Annotated in this window: 23 protein-coding genes; 14 read left to right on the top strand and 9 right to left on the bottom strand. The window is 69.2% G+C overall.

What is annotated here, in order from left to right; genetic code table 11:
• Nucleotides 1–4: 4 nt before the first annotated feature.
• Genes ABD993_RS28120 through ABD993_RS28105 form a run of 4 tightly spaced genes read right to left on the bottom strand, consistent with a single transcriptional unit; the run spans nucleotide 5 to nucleotide 4,855 of the window.
• Nucleotides 5–736 carry a type 1 glutamine amidotransferase gene (locus ABD993_RS28120; RefSeq protein WP_345424978.1) on the bottom strand — a complete coding sequence of 244 codons (732 nt, stop codon included), beginning with the start codon at nucleotides 734–736 and terminating at the stop codon, nucleotides 5–7.
• Nucleotides 733–2,826, bottom strand: coding sequence for a hydantoinase/oxoprolinase family protein (locus ABD993_RS28115; RefSeq protein ID WP_345424975.1), 2,094 nt, complete (start codon nucleotides 2,824–2,826; stop codon nucleotides 733–735). The genes ABD993_RS28120 and ABD993_RS28115 overlap by 4 nt, the downstream gene beginning before the upstream one ends.
• Nucleotides 2,823–4,475 carry a hydantoinase B/oxoprolinase family protein gene (locus ABD993_RS28110; protein WP_345424972.1) on the bottom strand — a complete coding sequence of 551 codons (1,653 nt, stop codon included), beginning with the start codon at nucleotides 4,473–4,475 and terminating at the stop codon, nucleotides 2,823–2,825. The genes ABD993_RS28115 and ABD993_RS28110 overlap by 4 nt, the downstream gene beginning before the upstream one ends.
• On the bottom strand, nucleotides 4,475–4,855 hold the full coding sequence (locus ABD993_RS28105; protein WP_345424969.1) for a RidA family protein: 381 nt from the start codon (nucleotides 4,853–4,855) through the stop codon (nucleotides 4,475–4,477). The genes ABD993_RS28110 and ABD993_RS28105 overlap by 1 nt, the downstream gene beginning before the upstream one ends.
• Nucleotides 4,856–5,108: 253 nt before the next feature.
• On the opposite strand from ABD993_RS28105, the gene ABD993_RS28100 reads away from it, so the two are divergent.
• A complete protein-coding gene (locus tag ABD993_RS28100; RefSeq protein WP_345424966.1) occupies nucleotides 5,109–6,479 on the top strand; it encodes an MFS transporter in 1,371 nt (456 codons plus the stop codon).
• 584 nt (nucleotides 6,480–7,063) lie between these two features.
• Here the strand turns inward: ABD993_RS28100 and ABD993_RS28095 are convergent.
• Both ABD993_RS28095 and ABD993_RS28090 read right to left on the bottom strand, forming a co-directional pair.
• Nucleotides 7,064–7,699, bottom strand: a complete 636-nt coding sequence (locus ABD993_RS28095) for an HAD family hydrolase (protein WP_345424963.1) — start codon at nucleotides 7,697–7,699, stop codon at nucleotides 7,064–7,066.
• Nucleotides 7,700–7,721: 22 nt separating this feature from the next.
• Nucleotides 7,722–8,630 (bottom strand): pseudouridine-5'-phosphate glycosidase, encoded by a 909-nt coding sequence (locus tag ABD993_RS28090; RefSeq protein ID WP_345424961.1) that lies wholly within the window; start codon nucleotides 8,628–8,630, stop codon nucleotides 7,722–7,724.
• 251 nt (nucleotides 8,631–8,881) lie between these two features.
• Here ABD993_RS28090 and ABD993_RS28085 point away from each other — a divergent pair, with 251 nt between their 5' ends.
• The 10 genes from ABD993_RS28085 to ABD993_RS28040 all read left to right on the top strand — a co-directional run bounded on the left by ABD993_RS28085 (nucleotide 8,882) and on the right by ABD993_RS28040 (nucleotide 18,532).
• Nucleotides 8,882–10,333 (top strand): aldehyde dehydrogenase family protein, encoded by a 1,452-nt coding sequence (locus tag ABD993_RS28085; protein ID WP_345424958.1) that lies wholly within the window; start codon nucleotides 8,882–8,884, stop codon nucleotides 10,331–10,333.
• 175 nt (nucleotides 10,334–10,508) lie between these two features.
• The gene (locus ABD993_RS28080) at nucleotides 10,509–10,880 is read left to right on the top strand and encodes a cupin domain-containing protein (protein WP_345424956.1); all 372 of its coding nucleotides are present in this window, start codon (nucleotides 10,509–10,511) and stop codon (nucleotides 10,878–10,880) included.
• Between the two features lie 10 nt (nucleotides 10,881–10,890).
• A complete protein-coding gene (locus ABD993_RS28075) occupies nucleotides 10,891–11,415 on the top strand; it encodes a pyridoxamine 5'-phosphate oxidase family protein (protein ID WP_345424954.1) in 525 nt (174 codons plus the stop codon).
• Between the two features lie 173 nt (nucleotides 11,416–11,588).
• Nucleotides 11,589–12,599, top strand: coding sequence for a LacI family DNA-binding transcriptional regulator (locus tag ABD993_RS28070; RefSeq protein WP_345424952.1), 1,011 nt, complete (start codon nucleotides 11,589–11,591; stop codon nucleotides 12,597–12,599).
• A gap of 283 nt (nucleotides 12,600–12,882) precedes the next feature.
• Nucleotides 12,883–14,355: a nicotinate phosphoribosyltransferase gene (locus ABD993_RS28065; protein ID WP_345424949.1), complete on the top strand. Its 1,473-nt coding sequence runs from the start codon at nucleotides 12,883–12,885 to the stop codon at nucleotides 14,353–14,355.
• Nucleotides 14,356–14,425: 70 nt separating this feature from the next.
• A complete protein-coding gene (locus ABD993_RS28060) occupies nucleotides 14,426–15,439 on the top strand; it encodes an SIS domain-containing protein (RefSeq protein ID WP_345424947.1) in 1,014 nt (337 codons plus the stop codon).
• Nucleotides 15,436–16,392 carry a nitrilase-related carbon-nitrogen hydrolase gene (locus tag ABD993_RS28055; RefSeq protein ID WP_345424944.1) on the top strand — a complete coding sequence of 319 codons (957 nt, stop codon included), beginning with the start codon at nucleotides 15,436–15,438 and terminating at the stop codon, nucleotides 16,390–16,392. Before ABD993_RS28060 ends, ABD993_RS28055 begins: the two co-directional genes overlap by 4 nt.
• The gene (locus tag ABD993_RS28050; protein WP_345424942.1) at nucleotides 16,392–17,408 is read left to right on the top strand and encodes a ribose-phosphate diphosphokinase; all 1,017 of its coding nucleotides are present in this window, start codon (nucleotides 16,392–16,394) and stop codon (nucleotides 17,406–17,408) included. The genes ABD993_RS28055 and ABD993_RS28050 overlap by 1 nt, the downstream gene beginning before the upstream one ends.
• 45 nt (nucleotides 17,409–17,453) lie before the next feature.
• A complete protein-coding gene (locus ABD993_RS28045) occupies nucleotides 17,454–17,837 on the top strand; it encodes a hypothetical protein (RefSeq protein WP_345424940.1) in 384 nt (127 codons plus the stop codon).
• 38 nt (nucleotides 17,838–17,875) lie between these two features.
• Nucleotides 17,876–18,532: an AmiS/UreI family transporter gene (locus ABD993_RS28040; protein WP_345424937.1), complete on the top strand. Its 657-nt coding sequence runs from the start codon at nucleotides 17,876–17,878 to the stop codon at nucleotides 18,530–18,532.
• 628 nt (nucleotides 18,533–19,160) lie between these two features.
• Here the strand turns inward: ABD993_RS28040 and ABD993_RS28035 are convergent.
• The 3 genes from ABD993_RS28035 to ABD993_RS28025 all read right to left on the bottom strand — a co-directional run bounded on the left by ABD993_RS28035 (nucleotide 19,161) and on the right by ABD993_RS28025 (nucleotide 22,673).
• Entirely contained in the window at nucleotides 19,161–20,003 is an 843-nt protein-coding gene (locus tag ABD993_RS28035) for a cupin domain-containing protein (RefSeq protein WP_345424934.1), read from the bottom strand.
• Between the two features lie 89 nt (nucleotides 20,004–20,092).
• Nucleotides 20,093–21,613, bottom strand: a complete 1,521-nt coding sequence (locus ABD993_RS28030) for an aldehyde dehydrogenase family protein (protein WP_345424931.1) — start codon at nucleotides 21,611–21,613, stop codon at nucleotides 20,093–20,095.
• Nucleotides 21,614–21,932: 319 nt separating this feature from the next.
• Nucleotides 21,933–22,673 (bottom strand): IclR family transcriptional regulator, encoded by a 741-nt coding sequence (locus ABD993_RS28025; protein ID WP_345424929.1) that lies wholly within the window; start codon nucleotides 22,671–22,673, stop codon nucleotides 21,933–21,935.
• Between the two features lie 236 nt (nucleotides 22,674–22,909).
• Here ABD993_RS28025 and ABD993_RS28020 point away from each other — a divergent pair, with 236 nt between their 5' ends.
• The 3 genes from ABD993_RS28020 to ABD993_RS28010 are packed head-to-tail and all read left to right on the top strand — an operon-like array spanning nucleotide 22,910 to nucleotide 26,630.
• A complete protein-coding gene (locus ABD993_RS28020) occupies nucleotides 22,910–24,046 on the top strand; it encodes an amidohydrolase family protein (RefSeq protein ID WP_345424926.1) in 1,137 nt (378 codons plus the stop codon).
• A gap of 23 nt (nucleotides 24,047–24,069) precedes the next feature.
• Complete coding sequence (locus ABD993_RS28015; RefSeq protein ID WP_345424923.1) at nucleotides 24,070–25,203, top strand: amidohydrolase family protein; 1,134 nt, start codon at nucleotides 24,070–24,072, stop codon at nucleotides 25,201–25,203.
• On the top strand, nucleotides 25,200–26,630 hold the full coding sequence (locus ABD993_RS28010) for a Rieske 2Fe-2S domain-containing protein (RefSeq protein ID WP_345424921.1): 1,431 nt from the start codon (nucleotides 25,200–25,202) through the stop codon (nucleotides 26,628–26,630). Before ABD993_RS28015 ends, ABD993_RS28010 begins: the two co-directional genes overlap by 4 nt.
• The last annotated feature ends 27 nt before the right edge of the window (nucleotides 26,631–26,657 follow it).

The raw sequence follows: 26,657 nt of genomic DNA, 5'->3' as shown, positions 1-26,657 counted from the left end.
AGGGTCACGATGCCACCGCCGGGGCCACGACGCGGTCGAGCCACCGCTCGAACAGGGGACCGGCGAGCGTCGCGGTCTCGGCGGCGGCCTCCTCGGCCGCTGCGAGCAGCCGGGAGACCGCACCGGGTCCGTCGACCGCCTCGAGTGAGGCGGCGTACTCCGGTACCGCCGCCCACTCGACGAGGAGCGAGGGGGTGACCTCCAGGTGGAACTGGAGCCCGTAGGCACGGGCCACGCGGAAGGCCTGGTGCGGGTAGGCGTCCGAGCATGCGAGCAACACCGCGTCCGCGGGCAGGTCGAAGGTGTCCGAGTGCCACTGCAGGGAGCGGAACCGCCCTGGGAGCTCGCCGAACACCGGGTCGGTGGCTGCGGCCTGGGTGGTGTGCACCGTGCCGATGCCGACCTCGGGAGTGGGCCCGGGGCACACCTCGGCGTCGAGCGCCGCCGCGAGCAGTTGGGCACCCAGGCAGACCCCCCAGAACGGAACGCCGGCCCGGACACCGTCGGCGATGGCGGCCTTCTCGGCCGTCAACCAGGGGAGACGGTCGTCCTCGTACGCGCCCATGGGGCCGCCCATCGCCACCACCGCGGAGAAGCCGCGCAGATCCGGGACCGGCTCACCCTCGTCGACCTCGACCCGGGTCAGCGTCGCGCCGCGTGCGCGCAGGACGTCCTCGTACAGCGCGGGGGGCTCGCACGCGATGTGCTGCAGGATCAGAACGGACTCTTCGCTCACGGCGTCACCTCACTGATGGTCATGTTGCGGTGCGGGTCGAACGTGCCGACCTGACCGGGGTGGACGAGGGCCGTCGAGCCGCCGCCGACGACCACGGCCGGGCCCTGGATGCGCTCCGGGACCCTTCCCTCGGGATCGAGGACCCACAGGTCACAGCCGACCCGCTCGGCCCCGTCGAACACCGCGGACCAGCGGGTCGGCTCGACGAGGGCGCCGCGCGGGTCGGCGGGGAGGGGGACGATGCGGTCCCGGACCACGGTCAACCGGACGCGGGCGTTCTCGATCTCCGACGCCGCCGAGGGCAGCACGTAGCCGAACACGGTGCGGTACCGCTCCGTGAAGTCGTCGTGCGCACGGGTCAGCGCATCCGGGGCGTCCGGGTCCGGGACCGGGACGCGCAACGTGGAGGTCTGTCCGACGAACCGCATGTCGAGTGCTACCTCGTGGGTCATCGCCGCGGCCGCGGCCTCCCCCGCCGTGTCGCGCGCCTTCTCCTCGAGCTCCTTGACCAGCGTGGTGAGCTCTCCGGACGTGAGCGCGTCGCTCGGTCGAAGCACGGCGGCGGCGGCCTCGTAGTGTTCGGGCGCCCAGACCGCACCGTTCGCCGAGAGCACGCCTCCGAACCGGGGCATCACCGCCTGCGAGATCCCCATGGACCGGGCGATCCCGGCGGCGTGCAGCCCCGCCGCGCCGCCGTAGGCCACGAGTGCGCAGCCTCGCGGGTCGATCCCGCGGCGCACCGTGATCGTCTCGACCGCCCTGCTCATCGAGGCGTCGGCGACGCGCAGCGCACCCCGCGCGGTCTCCTCCACCGTCATGCCCAGCTGCTGTGCGAGCGGCCGGAAGGCCTCGATGGCGCGCTCGAGGTCCAGGCGGATCCGGTCACCGAGCACCATGTCCGGCACCAGATGACCGAGGATCAGGTGGGCGTCGGTGACGGTGGGCTCGGTGCCGCCCAGCCCGTAGCAGGCCGGGCCGGGGACCGACCCCGTGCTGCGTGGGCCGACGCGCAGCAGACCGCCATCGTCCACCCAGGCGATGGTGCCGCCGCCCGCACCGATGGAGTGGATGTCCACGGCCTGCACGGCCACGCGATGTTCGCCGACCGACACCCCCGCGGTGAGGTCCGGCACCCCGTCCGCGACGACGGTGACGTCGCAGCTTGTACCGCCCATGTCCATGCCCACGATGGTCGTCGGCAGCGCGCCCGCCCCGTCGCGAGGGTGTGCCATCTGCTCGGACACCGCGGCGATGCCCGCGGCACCGGACGCGGGGCCGGACATGATCGTCAACACCGGGCGGTGGCCCGCCGCGGCGATGTTCATCGCGCCGCCGACCGAGTCGGTGATGCGCACGGCCGCGCCTGGAACGATCGACGCCACCGCAGTGCCCAGACGCTGCAGGTAGTGCTGCATGATCGGACCGACGTAGGCGTTCATCGCCGTCACCAGCGTGCGCTCGTACTCCCGGTACTGCCGGTGTACGTCGACCGAGGCACTGACGAACAGGTGCGGTCGGGCCCGGGTGATGAGCTCGCGCAGCGCCTCCTCGTGCTCGGGGCGGAGGAACGAGTTGATCAGACAGATCGCGACGGACTCGACCTCGCTCGCGTCGAGGGCCGCGAGCAACGCGTCCCCGCAGGCCTCGAGGTCGAGAGCGGTCACGGTGGCACCGTCGGCGCCGATCCGTTCGTCCACCTCGAATCGGAGCCCGCGCGGAACGACGGGGGCCGGAACGACCTGTTGGAGGTCGTAGAGCGAGGCGCGACGTTCCCGCGCGATGTCCAGGATGTCGCGGAACCCGCGCGTCGTGACGAGCGCGGTCCGGGCACCGCGGCCCTCCAGAACCGCGTTCAGTGCCAGTGTGCTCCCCACGGTCACCTGGCCGATCTCGTCCGGCCGCACCCCGTGGCGGTCGACCAGGTCACGGAGACCCCCGACGATCCCACCGGTCGGGTCGGGTCGGGTCGTGGGATGCTTCGTCGCCGTCGCCCGGGTGCCGTCGGCCGCCACGAAGTAGGCGTCCGTGAAGGTGCCGCCGACGTCGACGCCGACCTGACCTCCCTGGCGCTCCGCCTCCGTGATGATCATGGCGTCTCCTCCTCGGTGGTGACCGCCGCGGGCCCGTATCCGCCACCACCCGCGGTCTGGGCGATCAAGCGGTCCCCGGCGTGAACCGTGAGGGCCACCTTGCTCGGCAGCGTCTCCCGGGTTCCGTCGGCGCGGACCAGCTCGTGGGACGAACCCTGTGCGCTTCCGCCGCCGAACAGGCCCCACGGCGCGTTGACCTGGCGGTCGGCCAGGATGGAGACGCTGCAGTCCTGCGCGAACTCGTACTCCTTGCGCAGGCCGAGCCCGCCCACCGTGCGGCCCTCGCCACCGGACCCGTCCCGCATCTCGCACCGGACGACCCGCACCGGGATCTCGCGCTCGAGCACCTCGACCGGGGTGTTCGGGGTGTTCATCAGATTGACCCGGCGCACCGAGACGCCGTCGAGACCGGCTCGTGCCCCACCCCCACCGGAGAGGTTCTCCGTCAGCACGAACCGGCGTCCGGTCGTCGCCGAGGTCCCCCCGATGGCGATGGTGTTGTGCGAGCCCATTCCCGCGGCGGTGACGAGATCCGGGACCAACTGGGCGAAGGCGCCCATCACGGCGTCGACGATGCGCTGCGCCGTCTCCAGCGATCCGCCGCCGACGGGGGCCGGCGCCGTCGCGTTGACGATGCTGCCCTCGGGCGCGACGACCCGGACCGCATCGAAGCAGGCCGCCGTCGTCGGGATCGACGCGTCGATCAGACAGCGCACGACGTAGAACACGGCGGAACGGGTCACCGCGAGTGAGGCGTTCACCGGAGCCGCCAGCTGCGGGGCGGACCCCGTGAAGTCCGCCTCCACGCCGTCGCCGTCGATCCGGATCCGCACACTGACCGGGAGCGGCCCGTTCCCCAGCCCGTCGTCGTCGACCACGTCGACGAACTGCGCCTCGCCCGTGGGAAGGTTCTCGATCGCCGTCCTGGTCCGACGGCCCGAGTAGTCCAGGATCTGTCGGCACATCTCGTGGAAACGATCCGCCGTCACGGCCTCCGCCAGGTCACGCACTGCGTGCCCGCCTGCGCGCACCGCGGCGATCTGTGCCAGAAGGTCGCCCCGAAGCACCTCCGGGAGCCGGACGTTCGCCATCAGCAGGTCCAGCACCTCGGCCACGACCCGACCACCCCGGACGATGCGCACCGGGGGGATCAGCACACCCTCCTCGATGATGTCGCGGGCGAGCCCGCCGACTCCGCCGGGCGTGGAGCCGCCGATGTCCGCCATGTGGGCGATGACCGCGCAGTAGCCGAGCAGTTCGGTGTCCGCCGCGTCGTAAATCGGCGCGATCGACGTGATGTCCGGCAGGTGGGACCCACCGAGGTAGGGGTCGTTGTGGATGGACACGTCGCCCGGACGCAGGGGCTCGCGCAGCTCGGCGAGAGCGGCCGGGACGGTGCGGACGAGCAGCGCCAGGTGGATCGGGAGGTGCTCGGCCTGCGCCACCAGCTGCAGATCTCGGGTGAAGACGGCGCACGACCGGTCGTTGCGCTCCTTGATCATGGGCGAGAGCGCCGCCCGCATCATGACCTCGCCCATCTCCTCGGCGACTCCCACGAGAGAGTTGCGGAAGACCTCCAGGCCGACCGGGTCGTCCAGGGGTGGGGCGTCGGCCGCGCTCGCGGGCGCCGCCGGGAGAGGGGCGTCCATCAGCTCTCCTCGACCTCGGCGATGACGTCGAGCTCGATCAGGTAGCCGTTGTTCAGGCCGGCGATCTGCACCGCACAACGCATGGGTGGGAGCGACAGGTTCACGTACTCCTTGTAGATCTCGTTGAACGCCGCCCAGTCCGCCATGTCGGCCAGGTAGACGTTGACCTTGACGAGGCTGTCCAGGGTGAGCCCGGCCGCGTCGAGGACCGCGGCGAGGTTGCGGAAGGACAGGCGCACCTGCTCCTCGAAGGTGGCCGGGATGTCCAGCGTCTTCGGGTCACGTGGGATCGCCGCCGCCCAGAGCAGGCCGTTCGAGACCATTCCCTGAGTGAGGAACGGCAGGTACCCCGGTGCGTCGGAGGTGCTGATCTGCTTCACGTACTACTCCTCATCGGTCCTTGGGTTTGACATCGTCAAACTGCATTCACCATGCCTACCGGGCTGTGTCGAGTTCAAGCTTTGAGGTGTCAACAGCTTGTTACCGGCATGAACACGCTTGGTTTCACACCTTGACCTCGCCCAGTAGCACTAGTGAGGGTACGTCCAAGACGCGGCCATCGAACTTCGTTTGACTACGTCGAACACTCCAGTGACGTCCGTCGCGTCCTCCACCTCTCACCTGGGAGACCCCATGGACACCCCGCCTCCTGTCGCGCCCGCGGCGGATCCGGATCGGCACCGGCGCGGCCGCAACGCTCTCAAGGGCGCTGCGGTCGCCTACTACGTCGACATGTTCGACATCTATCTGCCGATCATCGTGCTCGCCCCGGCGCTGATCTACTTCATCCCCGCGCACATCGACACGGCGACGACATCGCTGGTCGGGGGCGCGATCTTCGTCGCGACGCTGCTCGGCAGGCCGATCGGCGCTGCGATCTTCGGCCATCTGGCCGATACGATCGGACGCAGACGGACGACGTTCATCGCCGTGGCCGGTTTCGGAGTGTGCACGCTGGCTCTGGGCCTGCTGCCGGGCTACGAGACCTGGGGGAGCTGGGCGATCGTCGCCTTCATCGCCCTGCGTTTCATCGATGGCATCTTCCTCGGGGGCGAGTACACCGCAGCGAACCCCCTCGCGATGGAGAACGCCGAGAAGCGTCATCGCGGCCTCTACAGCGCCATCATCAACTGCGGTTTCCCGATGGCGTACGCCACCGCCTCACTGCTGACCGTCGGGCTGCTCGCAGTCATGCCCTCCGGCGACCTGGACTCCGCCTACGTGCAGTGGGGTTGGCGCATCCCCTTCATCCTCGGCGCGCTGATGGCCTTCGGACTCCTCGCCTACTACCGCTTCGCCGTGGACGAGTCCGATCTGTGGGAGCACCAGGAACAGGGCTCCGGCACGAAGAAGCGGAACCCGCTTCGCGACCTCTTCAGCTCGGCCGAGACGCGCCGCGGGTTCCTCCAGGTCTTCGTGCTGATGACGGGCTTGTGGCTGGCCCTGCAGACCGCAGCCGCGATCCTGCCCGGTGTGCTCTCGCGCACCGTGGGGCTGTCGGCATCCGCCGTCACCGCCGTGTTGACGATCAGCTACGTGACGCTCATACCGTCGAACATCGCGGTCGGGCTGCTGTCCCAGCGCTATGGCAGGCGGCGGGTGCTGATCGTGCTCGGCGCCCTGGCACTCACCGCCGGCGTGGGCACCTACGCCGCACTGGTCACCGCGAGACCCAGCGACCTGGTCACCGTCACCCTGCTCACGATCTTGATCGTGACGATCATCGACGTGCCGTTCGCGCTCATGCCGGCCTACATCAACGAGCGCTTCTCGATCGGTGTGCGCAGCTCGGGCTACGGTCTGGCGTACAGCCTGTCCGTGATCATCCCGTCGTTCTACAGCTTCTACCAGCTGTGGCTGGGGAAGATCATGCCTGCCGACTACACCGTGCTCGTACTGCTCGCCGTCGGGGCACTGCTGACCATCATCGGAGCTGCGCGCGGACCGGAGACGAAGGACCTGGATCTGGGAGCCTCGAAACCGGTAGAGCTTCGCGCGAGGTAGACGTGACCTCCGGCTGCTACCCCGGAAGGACGCGCACCAGGATGGACCGCGACAGTGTCGAACTCCCCCGGTCTCGGTCACGGCTAGCGTTGCGAAGCACGGGAACGCCGGTTTCCGGGGTCTGGTGTGGGCGCCTTCGACGCCCGCATCGGGATGGTCACCGCGATCGCCGCGCCGCTGCCCGGCAGAGGTGCAGCCGCCCGCCGCTGCAACCCGATGGCGGCGGCACCCAAGCCGTCGGGCCATGGGTGCGAGCGCCGCCGCACGTAGCCTGCTGCCGGCCCGACGCCGCAGCGTGAACGCTCGGTTCGCGGGCTGCTCGACACGCTGTGGCTCAATCGGGAGGTTCGACGCTGGACCGAGGTGGTGGACAGGATTCATTCGGCCGCGACCCCCTGATACGCCCAAGGCTGCGCCGTCCGAGAAGAACGACAATCCGAGGCACCACCCCGTCGAGCGGTGGGTCAAGCCGGAGGAGTTCGTCAGCCCGCCGCGGCCACAGAGGTGGGCTTCGTCGCTGCAGCACTTCGCGGTGGAGGCCCGCTGCGCAGGAGGCGCAGTCGCCCCTCCCCCCGATGACGGGCTCAGGGGACTGTCCCGTCCAGCAGCTCGCGGCCGAGCGCGTAGGCGCCGCGGAGGTCTTCTCCGTCGTAGACCGCCGCGCAGCGCCCTCGTAGCAGGGCCGTGGGGTTGACCCCGACCGTGTGGCTCAGCCGCTCGAACAGCAGAACGTCCGAGCGGGAGTCCCCGTACGCGACGCAGTCGTCGTGGGTCAGTCCGAGCTCCTCGGCGATGCCCAGTGCGAGATCGACCTTCCGGCGAGCTGAGACGAGATCGGACGGCTGCGGCACGACGCCGGGTCGAACGCTCGCGCCGACGGCCCGGTGCGCGCCCCAGCGCTCCAGCCGGTGGACGAAGAAGTGGGGCGACTGTGAGATCACCACCGCGTGCTCGCCGCGTGCCCGGATGTCCGCGAAGACCTCCCGCACGCCGCTGATCCAGCGGGCGGCCTCGAAGGCCGCGTCGATCTCCGGCTCGCTCGCCCCCAACCACAGCGGCAGCACCGCCGACCAGAACTCGACGCCCTCGATCTCCCCGCGCTCCCATGCCTGCTCGATGGCGTGGGCCTGCGCGAAGCTGCCGAGGTAGCGCGACAGCTCGACCGTGGCCGCGCTGCGCAGCAGCGTGCCGTCCATGTCGAAGACATGCAGCCTGCTCACCGTGACCTCCCCTGCGCGCGGGTCACCAGGCCCTCGCGTGCGCCGCAGCAACCGCGCCCGCTAGACGGGAGTTCTCGATCATGAGCCGCCTGCCCGCCTCGGCCGTCCGCCCGCCGCTGGCCCGGTGCACTCGGCTCATGACGTAGGGGGTGATCGCCGGGCCGGTGACGCCGTCCGCGTCCGCTGCCACCAACGCGTCCCCGATCAACGACTCTACGTCGTCGAGATCCTGGGACGGCGGCAGGCCGAGTAGGACCCCGCCCGCTCGCGCGAGGGTGTTCCAGTGGTGATGAACGATCTCGGCAACCTCCTCGACCGTCTCTACCCGGGTCGACACCGCCGGTCCGCCCTTGCCCGTGTAGTACACCGGAAGGGTGTCGGTACGCCAGCCGAGCACCGGAACCGAGAGCGTCTCAAGCAGCTCCGCCGTAGCTGGGACGTTCAAGATCGACTTCACCCCGGACGCGACCACGAGCACCGGGGTGCGGGCGACCTCGGTGATGTCGGCGGAGATGTCGAGGTGATCGGCAAACCCACGGTGGACTCCCCCAAGCCCGCTAGCCGCGGTGAACCGGATCCCGGCGAGGCCGGCGATGGTCAGCGTCCCGCCGATCGTGGTGGCCCCCAGGCCCATCGAGGCGAGGCAGGCGGGCAGGTCCCGTGGTCCGACCTTGGCGGCCGCGGCGCCGGCCTCCGCCAGCCGCACCAGGTCCGCGGAGCCGAGTCCTACTCGGAGCACCCCGTCGAGAACGGCAACGGTCGCGGGGACGGCGCCCGCTTCGCGCACCGCGCCCTCGGTCTCGGCGGCGATCTCGACGCCCCCGAGCGGAGGCCCGCTGTGCGCGACCGGGCTGGACTCGAGCGCGACGACACCGAGCCCGTCGGCGAGCGCTGCCCGCACCTCGTCCGCGATCACGAGACGCCCGGTCACCGGGCACCTCCGGCACCGGCCGCTTTCGGCCTGCTTCCACCGGGGCCTACATACAGTTCCACTGCTCGAACGTAACACAAAACGAAAGCTTTCTATACTGCTGATCCACTCTTAACATCCACGAAACATGGCCTATCACCTGCTCTCGCAGTCGGCTAGTCCCCGGTACGCAGTCAGACATCGTGATAGCTTTCTACTCGGCCGCGGAGAGATCCGTCCCTCCCCTCTGAACCTGGAGTAGTCACAGTCTCATGGACACCGCACAGGCTGCCCCGATCGTCGGGCACACCCACGAGTTCTACATCGACGGCGCGTGGTCGACCCCTCTCGCCCCGACCGAGATCGACGTGATCAACCCCGCGACCGAGAGGACCGTCGCCACGGTGGCGCTCGGCTCGGCCGCGGACGTCGATGCCGCGGTCGTCGCCGCCAAGCGGGCGTTCACCACGTTCTCGGAGACCACGCGTGAGGAGCGTGTCGCGCTTCTCGAGCGGATCGTCGAGGTGTACGAGTCGCGCATCCCGGACATCGCCGCCGCGGTGACCGCGGAGATGGGCGCACCGGTCACCCTGGCCACCACCAAGCAGGCCCCCGCGGGGTTGGGTCACCTCAAGACCACCCTCGCCGCCCTGCGCGACTTCGAGTTCGAGGAGTCGCTCGCGAAGACGACGGTCCGGCTCGAACCGGTCGGGGTCTGTGGCCTGATCACGCCGTGGAACTGGCCGCTCAACCAGATCTGCCTCAAGGTCGGCCCCGCCCTCGCGGCCGGGTGCACCATGGTGCTCAAGCCCAGCGAGGTCGCGCCGCTCAGTGCCATCGTGTTCGCCGAGGTGCTGGCCGAGGCGGGCGTGCCCGCCGGCGTGTTCAACCTCGTTCAGGGAGACGGGCCGACCGTAGGAGTGGCGCTCGCCGAGCACCCGGACGTCGACATGATCTCGTTCACCGGTTCGACCCGGGCGGGCATCGACGTGGCGCAGCGCGCGGCGACGACGATCAAGCGGGTCGCTCAGGAGCTCGGCGGCAAGTCCGCCAACATCGTGTTGGACGACGCGGACCTCGAGGCCGTCCTCAACCGCGACATCCCGAAGATGTTCGCGAACTCGGGGCAATCCTGTAACGCGGGTACCCGGATCCTCGTCCCGCGCGATCGCCTGGACGAGGCCGCGCAGATCGCCAAGAAGCAGGCCGACTCGCTCACCGTGGGCTCTCCCGAGGACGACACGACCGACCTCGGCCCGCTGGTCTCGCAGGCCCAGTTCGACAAGGTGCAGCGACTGATCGACGGCGCCATCGCCGAGGGCGCCACCCTGGTGACCGGGGGCCTCGGAAGGCCCGAGGGCCTGGAGGCCGGGTACTACGTGCGACCGACGGTGTTCACCGCCACCAACGACATGGAGATCGCCCAAGAGGAGATCTTCGGTCCGGTGCTGACGCTCATCGGCTACGACGATGAGGACGAGGCGGTCCGCATCGCGAACGACAGCCCGTACGGGCTGTCCGGCATGGTGTCATCGGGAGACCTCGACCGCGCCCGCACCGTGGCCCGCCGCATGCGGACTGGGATGGTCCACGTGAACGGCGGGTCCACCAATGCCGCAGCGCCGTTCGGCGGCTACAAGAAGTCCGGGAACGGCCGGGAGGCGGGCGCCCACGGGATCAAGGAGTACCTGGAGGCCAAGTCGCTGTTCGGCGACCTGGCCTGACACTCCTCGGGTGGGGGTGGGTCGGGCGGTCCGCCCACCCCACCTGGGTGGCTCATCGACTGGAGTTCTCGTGACTACTGCACCAACGACGGCCGACGGGTACGACCCGAGCGCCCCTCACGCGCGACGTTTCCCCCGGGTCATCACCCCGGCCGAGATCGATGCGCTCCCCCGCATGCGGTTCAGCGAGGGGATCGATCAGACGATCTTCCTGTCCCGTGAGCGGGACGACGCTCGACACTTCCGGCAAGGCTGCTGCTGGATCGCGGCCGACGCCGTCACCTACGCCTGGTTCCCGGCGAACTTCGACGAGTACCAGTTCTGCGAGGAGGGCCTGGTCCGAGTCAACGTCGAGGACGCGGCTGGACAGCGGATCGTCCTCGAGGCGGCCCCGGGTGAGCACATATACCTGCCCGCGGGATTCCACTATGAGCTGGAGGCCACCGGGGTGCCCACCCGCTTCCTGTTCAGCAGCGGGCCGTCGGCCCGGCGCGGGATCAGCGCCTCCGAGTACAGTGCCCAGCTCATCGCATTGCGCGGGAAGTGAGACAGCGACGATGCCCGACAACCGGATCACCCACGCCGTCTTCCCGCCCGCGAAGCGCTGGGCCTACCTCGCAGGCGCGTCGACCGCCCGCGTGGCGAGTCTCAACGAGGACGGCACCATCTACCTGTCGCCCCTGTGGTTCGTCGTGCGAGAGCGCCGGCTCTTCCTCGTCATCGACTCGGCCAGGCACGGTGAGAACTTCGACGCCGGCCGCGTGGTGACCGTCCTGGTCGACCAGGGCGAGGAGTACCGGTCGCTGAGCGGTCTGCAGCTGCACGGCACCGTCCACCAGGTCGAGGACGAGGTGCTGCTGGCGGAGATGCCCGGGCTGCTGTTCGACAAGTACTTCCATGTCGGACACCCGCACGCGGACTCCTACTTCGAGTTCGGCGAGTGGTCGGGTCGGCGCTACTACGAGTTCGTCTCCACGAAGACGGTCGGCTGGGACTCGCGGGAGTCCACCCACCCGCAGAGCCGCGAACGGCGCCTGCTGCCCCCGGGCAGCGTGGACCGCCGGGTGCGCGTGAACGACTGAGCGGAGCGTTTCGACGGTAGTATCGATCACCACCCGGGGCCGGAACCGGCGCCAGGGACGACACGGCCACGTCGTCGCCCGCAGGCGGCGCGTCGCCCACCAGCGAGGGTCGACAGGTGAACGAACGGGGACCGGCGAACGGGGCCGGGAACGGCCACCCACGCAGGCCGACGATGAAGGACGTCGCAGAGCACGCCGGCGTGACGTTGAGCACCGTCAGCTACGTGCTCAACGATAGCGGCCCCGTCAGCGAGTCGCGCCGGGCCCGCATCCTCGACGCGATACGGGTGCTCAAGTACACCCCCAACGAGTCGGCGCGACGGCTGCGGAAGAAGGCCGCCTCCACCATCGGGCTCGTCCTCCCAGACCTGACCAACCAGTTCTTCGCCCTCGTCGCTGAAGGTGTGGAACTCGCCGCCGCTGAGGGTGAGGCGCTGGTCATGCTGTGCGCCCCCGAAGCGATCAACCGGCCCATCCAGCACTACACGAGGTTGCTCCGCGGCCAGAGCCTCGACGGGATCATCTACCTTCCCGGTGGCGCGGGCATGGCGCTGAGCCTGAGCCTGGAGCTGGCTGAGGCGGGCCCGGTCGTCATGGTCGACGAGCGGGTGCGTGGCTTCGACGTCCCGACGGTGGTGGCGGACAGTCGCTCCGGGGCTCGGGAGGTCGCCACCCACGTCCTGGCCCAGGGCCACCGTCGGCTCGCGATCATCGGCGGCCCGCAGGCGCTGTGGACCTCCGAGCAGCGGCTGTCCGGGTACCGGGAGGCCATCGCGGCCCACGGCCTCCACCCGGACGCCGTTCCGGTGCTCGAGGGGAACCATCGCGAGGGGTCGGGGGCCGCCATCGCCGCCCGCCTGCTCGCCGCGCCACCCGACGAGCGGCCCACCGCCCTGCTCTGTGCCAACGACCTGATGGCGTTCGGCGTGCTCGACTACTGTCAGAGCGCCGGCCTGCGGGTGCCGCAGGACGTCAGTGTGACCGGATTCGACGACATCCCGGTCGCCCGGCTCACCAGCCCCGGTCTGACCACCGTGCGTCAGCCTGCGCACGCGATGGGTTACGAGGCGGCCAAGCTGCTGTTCGAGCTCATCCGGACCCCGGCCTCGGCCCCGCCGCCGCAGCCGCCGGTCTTCACGACCGAGGTCCAGGTCCGAGGATCGGTGGGCCCCGCGCCCGGCTGAGCGGAGCCGTCGTCGCAGAATGCCTGGCGGCCGAATCGAAAGCTTTCGAGTATCGGCTAGGGCGATCAGCATCTCACCTCACCTGCATCACAGATCGCCACCACCGCCCACCATGACGCCTCGAACAGTAGTAAGAGCCGAACTAGAAACCTATCGTTTGTGCCCGGTAACCTCCCCGCAACACCTCGTCCTTAGTTTGGGTGCTCGTGAGGCTCGGCTCGCCCGGACTCCACAGAACAGCGGTGTGACTCAGAACGAAACGATTCGACAAGCCGAGGTGCCGATGCGTCGCAACGACTTCCACAACATCATCATCAACATCGACAGCTACAAGAACTGTCACTACGCGCTGTACCCGAAGGGCACGGAGTACGTGTCCAGCTACATCGAGTCGCGCGGCGGCGCCTTTCCCGTCGCCATGTTCGTCGGGCTCCAGGCGTTCGTCCGCGAGTACCTGATGCACCCCATCACGCTCGAGGACATCGATGAGGCGGAGGCGATCGCCACCGAGCAGGGCATGCACTTCAACCGGGACAACTGGCTGGGCATCCTGCGCGACCACGGCGGCTACCTGCCGGTCGAGATCGAGGCCGTCCCCGAGGGCACCGTACTGCCCGTCCGCAACGTCCTGATCCAGCTGACGAACACCGACCCGCGGTACCCGTGGGTGACCACCTACATCGAGACCGCATTGCTGCGCGCGATCTGGTATCCCACCACCGTCGGCACCGTCGCCTGGCTCGCCAAGCAGCAGATCGCGGACGTGATCGCCGCCACCTCGGACAAGCCCGAGCTCGTCCGGCGCATCCTGCACGACTACGGCGCCCGTGGAGTCAGCTCGAACGAGTCGGCCGCTTTGGGCGGGATGGCCAGCCTGGTCAACTTCAGCCAGTCGGACACGATCACCGGGATCAGCGCCGCGAAGAAGTACTACAACGCGGGCTACACCTCCAGCTCCGGCCCGAGCACCGAGCACTCGGTCCTGTCCTCCTGGGGCCGCGAGCACCAGGCCGACGCCATCCGCAACATGCTGGAGACTTACGCTCCGACCGGCTGCGCGATCGTGCTCACCGACACCTACGACCACGAGAGCTGCGTCAAGAACATCATCGGCGGCGAGCTCAAGTCGATGGTGGAGAACTTCCCCGGCATGGTCGGCATCCGCCCGGACTCGGGGGACCCGGTGCAGGTCACCTCGGACACCATCGGGTGGCTGATGGACATCTTCGGCTACACGGTGAACAGCAAGGGCTTCAAGGTCCTGCCCGACTTCGTGCGGGTCATCCAGGGCGACGGGATGACCCGGGACAGTTTCCCGCAGGTCCTTATGGAGATGGAGCGTCGCGGATACGCGATCGACAACGCCGCGTTCGGGATGGGCGGCGGCCTGCTCCAGCATGTCAACCGGGACACCATGGCCTTCGGCATGAAGTGCAACGCAGTGCGGGTGAACGGCGAGTGGCGGGACGTGTCGAAGGCGCCGACCGGCGACGGTGTGAAGCACTCGAAGGCGGGCCGCCTCGCCCTGGTGCTGCGCGACGGTGAGTACGTGACCGTTCCCAAGGACTCCGTGCCTGCGGAGGAGAACCTGCTGCAGCCGGTCTTCCGGGACGGCAAGCTCCTCCGAATGCAGGACTTCACCGAGCTCATCGCGCTCAGCGAGAAGGAAGTCCCGGAGAGCTACTACAGTGCGGCGGTCGCCTCGATCATCGCGGCCCGCACCACCAACACGATCCCGGTCGCGGTCAGCGCCTGATCCGGGGTCCCTCTCACGGCCGGGTGCCCCCGGCCGTCCCCCCATCCACCGACTCGTGGAGCACGCTCGCATGACGCACGACTTCAATCTGGACCGACAGATCGCCTCGGCCCCGAACACCCTGCAGACCATCCTGGATGCTGTCGAGATCCCCGAGCTCGATCCGGCGAGGCCGGTCCTGTTCACCGGCATCGGGACATCGCTGCACGCCGCCCGGATCGCTGCGGACTGGGTCTCGCTCCTCACCGGAGGTCAGGTGCGTGCCCGGGCCGTGGACGCCCACGACATCGGGACGTGGGCACCCATTCGCTCGGACGAGCAGGTCGTCGTCATCAGCCACCGCGGCACCAAGATCTTCCCGACGGCGGCGCTGCGCCGGGCCGCAGAGGCCGGCGCCTCGACCGTCGCGATCGTCGGGGAGACCGCGCCCGAGCAGCCCGCCGAACACACGCTCCGGGCCTGTGCGAACGAGACGGCAGGCACGTTCACAGTGTCCTACCTGAGCTCACTGACCGTGCTGGCGGCGCTGGTCGCCCCCTTGGATCGCTCGCCGGACCGTGCGTTCGCCGAGGCTCTGGGCCGGATCCCGCAGGCCGTCGCAGACACCCTCAAGCTCGGTGACCCCGCCAAAGCCGCGGCGCAGTTGGTCGACTCGGCGGTGCTGTTGCTGATCGGCTTCGGGATCGACCTCCCGACGGCACAGGAGGCGGCCCTGAAGATCAAGGAGGGGGCCTGGATGTGGACGGAGGCGATGTCGCCCGAGTTCGCCCTGCACGGCACCCCCGCGAGCTACCGCCCGGACATGGCGGCAGTGCTCCTGGAGCCGACGTTCGACGACGGCGGTCGGACCGAGCGCCTCCGCGAGGTCGTCAGCGACCTCGGTCTGCGGACGCTCGACGTCGGCGCGGAGACCGAGGGGCCCCTCGCCTTCACGGCTCCGCACCCGCTGCTGCGGCCGATCACGGCGATCGTCCCCCTCCAACGACTGACCGCGGAGCTCGCCCGGCTGCGGGGTACCAACCCGGATACGATGCACGGCGGTCGGGACCCGTGGGAGCGGGTCATGACCGGGATCCGGCTGTGACACGGACGGGTCCGGTCCGGGCGGGAGTCGTCCAGGCCGCCGGCGTGCCGTTCGACCCGCGGGCATCAGTCGAGGTGGTCCGCGACTATGCCCGACGAGCGGTCGATCTCGACCGGCAGCTGGTGCTCTTCCCCGAGGCGTTCGTCGGAGGCTACCCCCGTGGCCTGACCTTCGGGGCCAGTGTCGGGCGGCGCACGCCGGAGGGCCGGGACTGGTTCCGCCGCTACCACGAAGCCGCCGTGGACCTTGACGGCCCCGAGGTGGCGGAGCTGTGCGGCATCGCCGCCGCCACCGGCCTCGTCATGGTGGTAGGCGTGATCGAGCGCTCCGGTGGAACTCTGTACTGCACGGCGGTCTGGCTGGACCCGGAGGAAGGCGTCGTGGGCACACGACGCAAGCTCCTGCCCACCGGGACGGAACGCGTGGTGTGGGGCTCGGGCGACCTCTCACGCACTCCGGTCCACCAGACCCGTGTGGGGCGGGTGGGGGCTGCGATCTGCTGGGAGAACTACATGCCCCTGCTGCGTACCTACATGTACAGCAAGGGCGTGCAGATCTGGTGTGCTCCCACGGCGGACGACCGGGACGGTTGGGTTGCGACCATGCGACACATCGCTCTGGAGGGGCGCTGCTTCGTTCTCGCGGCCAACCAGTTCGTCCGCCGCTCGGACTACCCGGTCGACTATCCCCTCGACGCGCCTGCCGAGGAGGTGCTGTGCACGGGCGGCAGCGTGATCGTCGACCCGCTCGGCACAGTCCTCGCAGGCCCGGAGCGTGAAGGGGAGGCGCTGCTGTGCGCGGACCTCGACCTCGCCGACATCCCACGCGCCACACTGGACTTCGACGCGGTCGGCCACTACTCGCGCAGCGACCTGTTCTCGCTCCACGTGGACACTCGCCCGCAGCACCTGGTCGACGACGGCACCTCGGACCGTCCTCCGGTGAGACCGTGATGTCACTCGCCGAACCGCTGGCTTCGGACGGCGTCACCTCCAGCCGGGCAGGCAGGCCTACGAAGAGCCTCATGCTCTTCGCAGGCCGATCTCACCCGGCACTCGCCGAGGCGATCGCCGAGAAGCTGAACGTGAGCGTCACCCCGCAGACCGCGCTCGAGTTCGCGAACGGTGAGATCTTCGTGCGATTCAACGAGTCGGTTCGCGGGTGCGACGCATTCGTTCTGCAGAGCCACGACCGGCCGATCAACGAGTGGCTGATGGAGCAGCTCATCATGGTGGACGCCCTCAAAAGGGCGTCCGCCAAGCGGATCACCGCCGTGCTCCCCTTCTACCCCTACGCCCGGCAGGACAAGAAGCATCGCGGGAGGGAACCCATCTCGGCCCGGCTGGTGGCCGACCTGCTCCGCACCGCGGGCGCGGATCGGCTGATGACCATGGATCTGCACACCGCGCAGATCCAAGGTTTCTTCGACGGACCGGTCGATCACCTCTTCGCGATGCCGATCCTCGCCGATCACATCCGGCGCCGCTACGTCGGTCGAGACCTGGCCGTCGTCTCCCCCGACAGCGGCCGGGTCCGGCTCGCCGAGCAGTGGGCGGACGCGCTCGGCGGTACCTCGCTCGCGTTCATCCACAAGACCCGCGATCCGCTGCGACCCAATGAAGCCGTGGCCAACCGAGTGGTCGGGGACGTGATGGGTCGCACCTGTGTCGTGATCGACGACATGATCGACACTGGTGGCACGGTTGCTGCAGGCGTTCGGGAGCTGCTGGCCGCGGGAGCATCGGACGTGCTGATCGCCGCGACACATGCGGTGATGTCCGAACCCGCTCGAGAGCGCCTGTCCGCCTGCGGGGTCCGCGAGGTCATCGTGACGGACACGCTCCCGCTCTCGGAGCACAAGCGCTTCCCCCAGCTGACGGTGCTCTCGGTGGCTCCGCTGATCGCCCGAGCGATCCGCGAGGTGTTCGGCGACGGGTCGGTCACCAGTCTCTTCGACGGCCGATCCTGAGTGCAGGCCGTGCTTCCCGACCCCTTCCCGCGGCCGCCATCCGGCGTGAGGCGGCCTGCCGCCCTGACCGTTGCTCTCCTGGTCGCGGCGGTGAGCGCGGGCTTCCTCCAGACGTGGGTCTGGTGGGGGCTCGCGAGCCGGACCCCGACCGGTCCGACCGGGTTCGTTCTGGGCTGTGCCGCGGTCGTGACGGTCGCTGCGTGGCCGGTCGCGGCAGGTCGCGCCTCGGCCCGACTGGTCGCGATCCTGGCGTCCGTCGGGTGCATCGTCGAATACGCATCCGGCGTCCGCGAGGCGTTCCAGGCGGGGCGGGCCGTCGTCGGGTACGCGACGGTCGCCCTGGTCGTCACGCAACTCACCGCATGCACCCTCCTGCTGACACAGCCGGACTTCTTCGACCGCTGCGCGAGCCGTCGCGGTCGTGACTGACCCGTAGTCCCCCAACCCGCACACGGAGGAGTTCACCCATGGCAGCCATAGGTCTGCTGTACGTCGGAGCGGTCCTGTTCGTCAACGGTCTGGTGCTCACCGGTGCGGTGGGCGCGCGCGCGGCCGGCCCACTCAACGTCTTCGTCGGCGTCCTGCAGGTGATCACCCCGACCTATCTGGTCTTCACCTCGGGCGGAGACGCGGCCACACTGCTCGGCGCCTCCGGGCTGTACCTGTTCGGCTTCACCTATCTCTACGTCGCATTCCTGCTCTTCACCGACATGGACAGCGCCGGTTTCGGCTATTTCGCACTCTTCGTGGCGATCTGCGCCGTGGCCTACTCCGTCATCAACTTCACCAGGGGCGACGATCCGGCGTTCGGCGTGCTGTGGCTGCACTGGTCCTTCCTCTGGGTCCTCTTCTTCCTGGTGTTCGGGCTCAAGAGGGGCGAGCTGGCGCGCTACACCGGCTATATCGCCGCGATCGAGGGCTGGCTCACCGCTTCGGTGCCGGGCCTGCTGATCCTGCTAGGGGTGTGGGGCGGCGGCTACGCGCTCCCGCTCACGATCGGATTCGCGGCGCTCGGGATCGTCGGCTACCCCGCGCTGTATGCCGCGTTGCGACGCCGGTCCTCACACCCGGAACCCGCCGCCGCCCCGAGCGTGGGCGCCGAACCCTCCGCCACGACGTCCTGACCGGTCGGCGGGGTCGGGCGGGCTGTCGGCTCGACCCGCCGACCTCGTACCGGACACCGCACAGGATCGACGTCGACGACGAGCGAGAACCCCGTGCACACGTTGAAGACGCGTTCCGGCTGCGACGCGCTGCGACCAGGACCTGCCGCCGGTGACCCCGGGACGCTCGGATCTGCAGTGTCCAGTGCACCTACTGCGCTGCCTGCGCCGAGGATGGTCGCTCGTGGCTGAGCGCTGTCCGTGCGCGGACAAAACTGCATGGTCAAGGGAGATCGGGCCGATGGTCGGCGATTGATACTGCAACGGCAGTACTAGGCGGCCGAGTGACTTGCTCACGGCGCTGCCGGAAGTCTCGACCCTTGTGAGCCAGGAGACAAGGGAAGCTAGCCTTGTCGCCGAGGACAGATGTGGCCTCCACCAGACCCAGGGCGAGTCACTGCTCGCGCGTACACCAGCAGCCGAAGTAGCGACCGTCGAGCTGATCACGGCATGACATGACCGCAGAGAACCAGGTCACCACTCGAGGGGTCGCGATCGACGTGATCCTTCCGCGTCTCACCGTTCCGCAGTGGGCCGTTCAACGCGACCCACTGCGGTGGCGGTTCTGCCGGATCGTCGTGCAGCCGGGTCAGGCGGTCGGTGTGTCCTCGTTCGTGATGACCCAGAACTTCTTCACGTACGGGGTCTTCGAGGTCCAGGTGATCGGGGTCCCCGATGAGAACCCGATCACGTCACCGGCGGAGAAGTCGAACTCCTCGCCGGTGTCCTCGTTCTTGACGTGTACCTGGCCCTCGAGCAGAAGTATGGTCTCGTCGCCGAGCGGGGCCGTGTAACGGGTCGTGCCCGTGCCGTCGGGGTTGCAACCGGCGACACCGACCCCGGTCCGCCACAGACCGCACTTGTAGGTGCCGGTGGAGCCGGTGTCCCGGATGGTGAACAGCTCACCGAAGGTCTGGTGCCCGTGCTCCGGCTCGTCCCACTCGAACGGCGTCCAGGTCCCCGGGTCGTCACTGATTGTGGCGGTGATCAGGTGATCGGTCTTCGTGGCGGGGTTCGGGCTGTCCCACATCACCCAGAACTTCTTGAGGAACGGGCTGTGGATCTCCCAGTGCAGATCGACGTGCTTGGGGTGGCTCAGGATCGAACCGGCCCCGATACGGTGTTTCTTACCGGTGGCGGTCTCGGTGATGTCGGCGGTCCCCTCCAGGATGACCATGGTCTCATCGCCCAGGGGTGCGGAGTACACGACCTCGCACGAGCCGTCCTCACGGCAGCCGGCGATCTCGTGGCCGGTGCGCCACAGACCCGACATGAGGGTTCCGGAAGTCCCCTCGGCACGGATGAAGACGACCTCACCCTTGACCTGTGAGCCGTGCTTGGGATCCTCCCAGGCGAACGGGACCCACTCGTCCTTCGGGGGGTTGATGTTGCGGTTGCCGCGGTACAGCCCGCGTGTCGTCGTAGAGGTCATCGCCATTCTCCTTCGGGTGCTGAACTTCGTGGTCGGGGCGGTGCCGCCCCTCGTTCGCGTGGCTGAGGTCGTTCGGTGGTCCGCGCCGCCTAGAGCGGAGCGTCGACCCAGTTGGTGCCCGCGCGCAGTGACGGATCGAGGTTGACGCTCACGTGCTTGACCTGGGTGTATCCGTGAACGGCTTCGAGACCCTCCTCGCGGCCGGTGCCGGACTGCTTGTGCCCGCCATGCGGGGTCATGGGCAGCTCGCCGAACCAGTCGTTGATCATCACGCCGCCGACCTGGAGCCGCCGGGCAGTGGAGAGCAGCCGCTTGATGTCGCTGCCGAGCAGCAGCGCGAACAGCCCGTAGATCGAGTCGTTCACGGCCTCGACGAGCTCGTCGTCGGTGCTCCATGAGTGCACGGAGGCGACCGGTCCGAAAATCTCCTCGCGGGCGATCCTGGCGTCGAGCGGAACGTCGACGAACACCGTCGGCTCCACGAAGTAGCCGCCCTCCGGCGCCCCTTCGGGGCGGCCGCCGCCGTGATACAGGGTGCCCTCTGTCTTGCCGATCTCGATGTACTCGCGGACCCGGTCGTACTGCTTCTGGGAGACCAGCGGGCCCATCTCGGTGCCCTCGGCGAACCCGTCGCCGACCCGGGTGGACCGGAGCCGGTCGGTGAGCTTGGTCAGGAACTCCTCACGGATGTCGGTGTGTACGAACAGCCGGGTTCCCGCGACGCACACCTGGCCTGCGTGCGAGCAGAAGCCCTGGATCGCAGCCTCGACCGCGTCGTCGAGGTCGGCGTCGGGGAACACGATGGTCGGGCTCTTGCCACCGAGCTCCAGGTTGACCTGTGCGATGTGGTCAGCGGCGAGCTTGGCCACGGTCCTGCCGGTCTCGGTGGAGCCGGTGAAGGTGATGCCCGCGACGTCCGGGTGCGCGGCCAGCGAGGCACCGGCCTCGCTGCCGAACCCGGTGACGACGTTGAACACACCCGCCGGGAAGCCGGCCTCCTTGACCAGCTCGGCGAACTTCAACGTGGACAGCGACGTGTCCTCGGCCGGCTTGACGACGACAGTGTTGCCCAGGGCGAGCGCCGGCGCGATCGAACGGACCATCACCAGGAGGGGGTAGTTCCACGGCACGATGTGCGCGGTCACACCGAGTGGCTCGAGCAGGGTGAACGACAACTTGTTGCCGGGCACCTGGATCGTCCGTCCGCCGACCTTGTCGGCGAGGCCCGCCCAGTAGTCGAGCCACAGCGGGATCGCTCCGACCAGGTCCTGGGCCTTGGACAGGTAGTGTCCGGAGTCCAATGCCTCGAGCCGGGCGAGTTCGTCGGCGTTCGCCGTGACCAGACCGGCCAGAGCCCGGAGCAGTGCGGCTCGAGCGATGGTGTCGGTGAACTGCCAGTCGATCGCCGCACGCTTCGCCGCGGCGACGGCGCGATCGACGTCGGTGCCGTCGGCCCGCGGGACCTGAGCGATCGTCTCGCCGGTGTTCGGGTCCACGGTGGGGAAGGTGGCCCCCGCCGCAGCCGGGACGAACTCGCCGTCGACGAACATCGACACGTGGTCGACGGTGCGGGCTTCCGGGGGAAGCGTGAGCGGGTGCGTCAGAGACATTCGACCTCCTCTTCGGACCGTCGTGTGACGGTGCGGTTCCAGGCACTTCGGGTTCCGCCGTTGCCTGCGCGAGCGGTGCTGCGGATGCGCACCTCTCCGCCGTGCCGTCCGGGTCTCCGAACCGACGAGCACCCGGTCCGACGAGCGTGCAGCTGGGCACCGAAAAGATGGAGGAGGTCGTGTGACGGGGTCAACAACGAAGTGAGTTGTCGCAGGTCGGCGTTCCACATGATGGCTACCACTCCCTAGGCCCTTGACAGTTTCCCTCGTCGTGCCCCTCTAGCGGCTCGCCAGATCGCTCATAATGTGAAACGCGTGGTCACACGCGCCCCGCGCCCAGACGTTCGGCCTCGCGACGGAGGAGTGACTCCAACCACTGCTCCCGTTCGGGCTGCATGCGCGACGCGATCGTCGCGATGCCGAGTGCCACCACCGGGTCTCCGTGCCGTGCCGGGACGACCAAACTGATACCCGCGGAGTCGTCGACGACGAGCCCGCGGTTGACCGCGATGCCGCGGCGTTCGCGCGCGGACGCGACGAGCTCCAGGATGAGGGTCGTGCTCAGGGTCGGGTGGTCGCGGAGGATCTCGTACTCGTTCGCGGCCACGGCCGCAGCCGCCGCATCCGGCTCGAGCGCCGCGAGGAAGGCCAGTCCGGCCGCGCCGACCCCGAGCGGAAGTCGGTCACCCACCTGGAACACGTGGCTGCGAATCGGCCACCGGCCCTCCTCCCGGTGCACGCACACGTGGTGGTGGTGCCTGCGGATCGACACGAAAGCCACGTCCTCGGAGGCTCCCGCGAGTCGGAACGCCGCCTCCTGGGACTGCTGCTGAACGCCGTAGCGGAACTCCGCCGCGCTTCCGACCACGTAGGACTCCGGCCCGAGGCGGTACCGACGATCAGGAGCCTGCTCCAGGTACCCGGCGTGGAGCAGCTCGGCGAGCAGTCGGTGCGTCGTCGGTTTGGCCAAGCCCGTCTCCTCGGCGATCGCGGCCACGGACAAGCCGCCCCGGCGTTCCCAAGCCGAGACCAGCGACAGCAGGTCGAGCGCGCGGCGCACGCTCTGGGAGCCCGGTCGCGCCTCGGCTCCAGCGCGAGGGCGGTCTGTCACATTGTGGAACGAATCTCCACTGAAACTCACTGGCACAGGATAGGGACTGCGTTCGCGAGCCGTCAATGGTCACGATGTGGAACGGTGAGCTGCGAAAACGGGCTGGCTGGTTGACGAGCACCCTCGGGCGCACGCACCGTTGCGGGGGCAGAGGACGGACTCACCGCTGAGCTGGAGCAACTCACATGATCACCACCACGTCGACGTCGGCAGCTGCCCCGCCTGGTGGCCACGCCCTCCCCGAGGCACACCGCGCGGCCGTCGTCGACTGCGACGTCCACGCGATCCTGCCCACGGCCCGCGCCTTGCTCCCCTACCTGGACGACTACTGGAACGCGCAGCTACAGGCGCAGATGGCGCCCACCTACGAGCCTAGCTACCACCCGCCGAGCTCCCCCATCGCTGAACGTCCGGGCCACACCCAGGGCCCGGACGGCCGCGCTGCGACGTCGGCCGACGCTCTCGTCGCCGACGTCTTCGCCGACGGGGAGACCGACTTCGCGATCGTGAACTGCCTGTACGGCGTCCAGCAGGTGCATCAGCCCCGCCGGGAGGTTGCGCACGCGGCAGCGCTCAACGACTGGCTCGCCCGCGAGTGGCTCGACCGTGACGACCGGCTGCGTGGGTCGATCGTCGTCCCACAGGGGACCCCGGAGCTCGCGGCCGAGGAGATCGACCGTTGTGCCGCCGACCCCCGATTCGCGCAGGTCCTGCTGCTCGGCCAGTCCGAGCTGCTCTACGGCCGCCGGATCAACTGGCCGATCTGGGAGGCCGCCCAGCGACACGGGTTGCCGGTCGCCATCCACCTCGGCGGCGTCTTTCGACAGGCCCCCACCTCCGTCGGATGGCCGACGACGCACCTCGAGTGGTACGTCGGGCAGCAGTCGACTCTCGAGGCCCAGCTGTGCTCCATCGTCTCCGAAGGCGTACTGCAGCGGTTCCCCGACACCAGGATCGTCGTCACCGAGCTCGGGTTCCGCTGGGTCCCGCCCTTCCTCTGGAAGTTCGACAAGCTCTGGAAGAGCTACCGCCCGGACGTCCCGTGGCTGACCGAGCGGCCTTCGGACCTCATCCGTCGCCACGTGCGGTTCACCACCGCTCCGTCCGACGGCGCCGAGGAGCCCGGGGCGCTCGACCGGACGATCGCCCATTTGGGGTCGAACGAGATGCTCGTCTACTCCAGCGACTACCCGCACCGGCATTTCTCCGCGCCCCGGGAGATCGAGCGGGGAACGACCGACCCGGCGATTCGCGAGCGGATCCGAAGCACCAACGCCTTCGGCCTCTACGGGCTCAGCGTCCCGGCCGGCACCAGCCGCTGATCCACCGTCTGTCAGGAGAGATCATGACCCTCGTCCATGAGCGTCCGGCCCACGACGCGTTGCCGACACCGTCGGTCACCACGGGAATCGTGGACGTCGACATCCATCCGGTGCCTCCGACCGGTGCCGTCGCGGAGTACCTGCCCCGGCGCTGGCGGGACCTGATCACCGAGTACGGGGTTCGCACGACCAACGGCCTGCACAATCTCGGCGAGTACCCGCAGCTCTACGGCGGCGCGATGCGCGCCGACTCCTGGCCGGACGAGGGCTTCCCGGGCTCGGACCTGAACCTGATCCGCTCGCAGCTGCTTGACCTCTACAACATCGAGCTCGGGGTCCTGCAGTGCCTGTCGCCCGGCGGCCAGGCACTCAACCCGGCCGCGCAGGCGCTGCGTCCCGAGCTGGCCGACGCTCTCACCCGTGCGGTGAACGACTGGCAACTCGAGCACCTGGTACGTCCCGAGCCACGGCTGCGGGCCGCGATCTCACTCCCCTGGGAGGCCGCCGATCTGGCGGTCGCCGAGGTGGAACGGCTGGGTTCGCACCCGGGCGTCATCGCGGTGCTCGGGCTGAGCAAGACCCGTGACCCTCTCGGCCACCGCCGGTACTGGCCCATCTACGAGGCCATGGTGGAGCACGATCTCCCGCTCCAGGTCCACCTGTCCCAGGGTGGCGGCAACCCGGCCACCGGTACCGGGTGGCCGTCCTACCATACCGAGTACCACGTCGGACAGGTGCAGAGCTTCCAGTCCCAACTCCTCAACCTCGTCCTCTCGGGCACGTTCGACCGGTTCCCGGAACTGCGGATCATGTTCGTCGAGGGGAACGTCGCGCATTTCGTCCCGCTGACCCAGCGCCTCGACTACCACTGGCACTCCCTGCGCAGCGAAGTGCCGGACCTGCAGCGCAAGCCATCGGAGTACGTGCGCGACCACGTGTGGGTCTCAACGCAGCCGATCGACGAGCCCGACGATCCGGCGCACCTGATGGACTACATCGAGGCGTTCGGCTCCGACCGGGTCCTCTTCGCCTCCGACTACCCGCACTTCGACTTCGACGACCCGCACGAGATCTTCCCGTCCGCTGTCCCGCAGGGGGTGAAGGACCGGATCCTGCGGGAGAACGCTCGCGAGTTCTTCGGTCTGGTGAGCCCATGACCCGCTACGTCGTCGCGCGTGTCTCGGACATCGCCCCGGGCGAACGCAAGATCGTCGAGCTCGAGGGTCGGTCGGTCGGGATCCTGAACGTCGACGGTGAGTATGTCGCCCTGGTGAACCGGTGCCCCCACGCGGGCGCGCCCCTGTGTGAGTCCGGCACGGTCTTCGGTCTGTCGAACGCCGAGCAGCCCGATGGCCCCATCTCCTACGAGCGGGCCCGCTCACTGCGGTGCCCGTGGCACGCGTGGGAGTTCGACCTGCGCACGGGGGTGTCCTTCTACGACCCGCGCAACACCCGGGTGCGCAGCTACCCGGTGGAGGTCGTCGCCGCGCCGGAACAGGTCGTCGAACCGGACCACGGTCGCCGGGAAGGCCCACTGGTGCTGGAGGGGTACGACGTCACGGTCGAGGGCGACCTGCTCGTCGTCGACACCTCCCGGAGGCGGCCGGGCCGGAGCACGAGCCCCGTTCGACCAGCGGACGAGCCGGGCGAGCTGACCGCCGTCATCACGACGAAGCAGACCGCCGCCGACGGCGTGGTCGTCATCGAGCTCGAGAGATCCGACGGCGCACCCCTGCCTGTCTGGAGCCCGGGTGCGCACGTCGACGTCATCCTCGCCGAGGATCTGGTGCGCCAGTACTCCCTCTCGGGGAACCCGGCCGATCGCGGGACCTGGCGAATCGGGGTGCTCCGCGAGCTGCAGGGTCGGGGGGGCTCAGCGCACGTGCACGACACCTTGCAGATCGGCGACAAGATCCGCTGTCGCGGTCCTCGGAACAACTTCCCGCTGGTCGAGGCGAAGGAGTACGTCTTCGTCGCCGGGGGCATCGGGATCACGCCGATCCTGCCGATGATCGCTCAGTGCGAGGCGACGGGCCGGCCGTGGCGGCTGGTCTACGGCGGCCGCTTCCGCCGGTCGATGGCATTCCTCGACGAGCTGGAGCCCTACGGCGCGCGGGTGGCCGTTCGGCCGCAGGACGAGTTCGGGCTCCTCGACCTCGCGGTCACTCTCGGCGAGTCGCGCGACGGCGTCGCGGTCTACTGCTGCGGGCCGGGGCCACTGATCGACGCCGTTGAGCAGCACTGCGCGTCGTGGCCCGAGGGGACCCTGCACGTGGAACGGTTCCGGGCCGCAGAGGGGGCGTTGAACGGAGCGAAGACGGCGTTCGACGTGGTGTGCGACCGGTCGGACACGGTCGTTCGGGTCGCCGAGGGACAGTCGGTCGTCGAGGCGCTCGCTGCCGCCGGGATCCACGTCCCGACCTCCTGCGGCGAGGGCACCTGCGGGACCTGCGAGACCGTCGTCCTGGCCGGTGTCCCCGACCACCGCGACTCGTTCCTGAGCCCGCAGGAGCGCGCGTCGAACGAGGTCATGACGCCGTGCTGCTCGCGATCGCACTCCCCGCAGCTCGTCCTCGACCTGTAACCACCCCCGGCCCCGCCCGGGCATCGA

The organism is Pseudonocardia xishanensis (genome assembly GCF_039541715.1).
Lineage (GTDB): Bacteria > Actinomycetota > Actinomycetes > Mycobacteriales > Pseudonocardiaceae > Pseudonocardia > Pseudonocardia xishanensis.
This window is presented reverse-complemented; position numbering and strand designations above follow the sequence as displayed.